At 77.2% G+C, this 3,266-nt stretch carries 4 protein-coding genes; 1 reads left to right on the top strand and 3 read right to left on the bottom strand.

Going from position 1 to position 3,266, the window contains the following annotated elements:
• The 3 genes from VF468_15360 to uppS form a co-directional block, all read right to left on the bottom strand.
• A partial coding sequence (locus tag VF468_15360; GenBank protein ID HEX5879672.1) for a DPP IV N-terminal domain-containing protein occupies positions 1-1,549 on the bottom strand: 1,549 nt, incomplete at its 3' end.
• Positions 1,542-1,997 carry a hypothetical protein gene (locus VF468_15355; protein HEX5879671.1) on the bottom strand — a complete coding sequence of 152 codons (456 nt, stop codon included), beginning with the start codon at positions 1,995-1,997 and terminating at the stop codon, positions 1,542-1,544. The genes VF468_15355 and VF468_15360, both read right to left, overlap by 8 nt.
• Before the next feature lie 5 nt (positions 1,998-2,002).
• A complete protein-coding gene (gene uppS / locus VF468_15350) occupies positions 2,003-2,779 on the bottom strand; it encodes a polyprenyl diphosphate synthase (GenBank protein HEX5879670.1) in 777 nt (258 codons plus the stop codon).
• A 113-nt stretch (positions 2,780-2,892) separates the two neighbouring features.
• Here uppS and VF468_15345 point away from each other — a divergent pair, with 113 nt between their 5' ends.
• Positions 2,893-3,114 (top strand): hypothetical protein, encoded by a 222-nt coding sequence (locus VF468_15345; protein HEX5879669.1) that lies wholly within the window; start codon positions 2,893-2,895, stop codon positions 3,112-3,114.
• Positions 3,115-3,266 lie beyond the last annotated feature (152 nt).

The following is a 3,266-nucleotide window of genomic DNA, read 5'->3' as shown; positions in this document are numbered from 1 at the left end:
GGGGGTCCGGGGGACCGCCGGGGTGGTCCCCCGGTCGGTCGGGGGGGTCCGGGGGACCGCCGGGGTGGTCCCCCGGTCGATCGGGCCCGGCACCGGGCCGGTCGGGGAGCAGCAGGGCGCAGCGCAGCTCCCGGGGGCCGGCCCGCAGCAGCCGCGGGCGGGGGACCAGGCCCGAGGCCTGGGCCAGCGAGGCCACCGGCAGCGGCGGTCGCCCGGGGGCGGTCACGGTGGTGGCGGTGCCGTCGTGGTCGAGGTCGGCGCGGGAGATCACCACCACCCGGCCGGCGGCGGTGGCGGCGTGCTGGCCGGGCCCGTCGGTGAGCCGCTCGGGGGCGGCGCCGGGGACGACCCGCCACAGGTGGACCTCGGTCGGCTCCTCGGACCCGGCGACCAGCACCGCCCCGCCGGCCACGGCCACCACCTCGGCGACCTGCAGCCCCGGCGGGGTGACGGGCTCGCCGCCGACGGTGAGCCGGCGGGTGTCGCAGGCCGGGTCGTCGGCCGTCAGGACCAGGCGGCCGTCCAGCCAGGCCGGCACCCCGGGAACGAGGTCGACCCAGGCCGGGTCGTGCTGGGCGGCGAGCTCGGTGGCGGCCCCGGTGTCGGGGTCGGCGGCCAGGACCAGGGTGGCGGTCTGGTCGCGGGACTGCACCAGCAGGGTCAGGGGGGCGCCGGCGTCCCAGCGGACCGACGCCAGGTACGGGTAGGCGGCCCGGTCCCAGCGGGCCTCGACCCGGCGGCCGTCCAGGTCGACCACGTGCAGGCTGACGTCGGCGTTGCCGGTCCCGGCGGCCGGGTAGGGGAGCTGGACGGGCTCGATCGCCGGGTTGGCCGGGTCGGTCAGGTGGTAGCGCCGCACCGGGCCCAGGTCGACCCTGGCCACGGCCAGCCGCTCCCCGCCCGGCGCCCACCAGAACCCCCGCGACCGGCCCATCTCCTCGGCGGCCAGGAACTCGGCCAGCCCCCAGCTGACCTCCGGGTCGTCCTCGCCCACCAGCCGCCGCGGGCCGGACCCCCGATCCCCCGGGGGGCTGGGCTTGAGCCCCCCGGGGCCCCTGGCGTCGACGGGGGCGACGTGCAGGGTGCGGCCGGCCACCCAGGCGACCCGGGTCCCGGTCGGGTCGACCCGCGGGTCGAGGACGGCGTCACCGGCGGGCAGCTCCCGCACCCCGCCGGAACCGCCCAGGTCGGCGACGAACAGGCGGCCGGCCAGGGCGAAGCTGGCCACGTTGAGGTCGAGGTCGGCGGCGAAGGCGACGACGCCGCCGGCGCGCTCCCGGGCCCGTTCGCGGCGGGCCCGTTCCTCGGGTGGGAGGCCGCCCTTGCCGCCGCCGAGCAGGGCGGCCGGGTCGGCGACCAGCCGCTCGGCCCCGGTGGCCACGTCCAGCACCCACAGCCGGTTGACCGGGTCGTCCCCGGCCGCCGAGCGCAGGAACGCCACCCGGGCGCCGTCGGCCCCGACCTGGAACCCCCGCGGCCGCCCGAGGGTGAACCCCTGGGTCCGCGCGTGCCGCCTCGGAAAGGACCCCAGGTCGGCCCCGTCAGCCAAGGCCGATGGCCAGGGCGACGGCGCCGGCGGCCAGGGCCGCGGCCAGGACGATGAACGGCAGGGCCCGCATCCAGGTCGTCTTGGAGTCGGCGATCACCAGCATGCCGACGGCGAAGGCGCCGTAGCCGACCGCCTGCAGGGTCGGGTCGCGCCGGAGCAGGCTGACCAGCCCGACCCCGAGCACGGCGAAGTAGAGGTAGAGGGCGACCTTGGGATGCAGCAGCATCGGCCGCTCGTACACCCGGCCCTTGCGGTCGACGTCGCCGACCTGGGCCTTCTTCAGCAGGGGCGACTGGCGGCCGCTGGCGGCCGGGCGGCTGGTCGCCGTCGTGGACGCCGTCTTGGTCGCCGGCCGTTCCTCCCTGGGCGTCGGCTCCCAGCCGGACTCCCGGCGGGCCCGTTCGATCGCGTGCCGCTTGCGGGCCCGCTCCCGGTCCTTGCGTGCCACCCCGTTCACCTCCCGAAGCGCCGCCGTCGCTGGGCATACGACCGCAGGGCGCGAAGGAAGTCCACCTTACGGAAGTCCGGCCAGTATGTGTCGGCAAAGTAGTACTCGGCGTGCGCCGACTGCCACAGCAGGAACCCGGACAGCCGGACCTCCCCGGAGGTGCGGATGATCAGGTCGGGGTCGGGCACCCCGGCGGTGTACAGATGCCGGGCGATCTCGTCGGGGGTGACCAGGCGGGCCGCCTCGGCCAGCTCCAGGTTCTTGTCGCCGTACTCGGCCAGCAGCCGGCGGACGGCGTCGGTGATCTCGGTCCGGCCACCGTAGCCGACGGCCACGTGCAGGGCGCCGCCGCTGTGGCCGCGGGAGGCCTCCTCGGCCGCCAGCAGGGTGGCCCGGGTCCGTTCGGGCAGCGCCTCGAGCTGGCCGACGGGCACGATCCGGTAGCCGTTGGGGGCGCCGTCGCGGGCCAGCTGGACCACCTTGTCCTCGATGATCTGGAGCAGCTCGGCCAGCTCGGCCGGGTGGCGCTGGAGCAGGTTCTCGGTCGACAGCAGCCACAGGGTCACCACCGGGATGCCGAGCTCGGCCGACCAGGCCAGCAGGTGGTCGATCTGGTCGGCGCCGCGCCGGTAGCCCTCGCGGGCGCCCATGCCCAGCTCGCGGGCCCAGCGGCGGTTGCCGTCCAGGATCACCCCGATGTGGCGGGGCAGCCCGCCCCGGCGGCGCAGGTCGGCGGCCAGCCGTCGTTCGTACAGGCGGTAGAGCAGGTCCGATGGGCCCATGGGGAGATGCTACCCGCCGCCGCCATGGGGTAGCGTCCGCCTCGCACACCGGATATGAAGATGGGACCGAACCGTCGCCCGGCCGTGGCAGCGGCTACCCTGGGAGCCGAACCATGGCGGAGGAGGGCGGCGTGGCCGAGACGACCGAGCAGGAGGGGACCTGGACGTGCGAGCGCTGCGGCGCCGTGCGTCCGGCGAGCTGGACATGCAGCTGCGGCGGCGAGGGCAAGGGCGAGCGGATCGTCCCCGAGGGCTGGGACCCGGAGCTGACCCGGACCAGCCGCCCCCGCCTGGGCCTGATCGCCCGCCCCGAGCCTCCCGAGGCCGAGGAGTAGCGGCGCCCGGCCGGGGGCCGTGGCACCCGGCGACCCAGCTGGAGATCCTCCACGCGGCGCCGGCGTTCGCGGTCATCGGGGTCGGGCTGGCCTTCGGGCTGGTGGCCATGCGCGACGACCTGCGCTGGGGCCGGCTGGCCCTGCTGGCCGGG

Source organism: Actinomycetota bacterium (genome assembly GCA_036280995.1).
Lineage (GTDB): Bacteria > Actinomycetota > CALGFH01 > CALGFH01 > CALGFH01 > CALGFH01.
The sequence above is the reverse complement of the archived record's forward strand: the minus strand, read 5'-3'. Positions and strand labels throughout refer to the sequence as shown.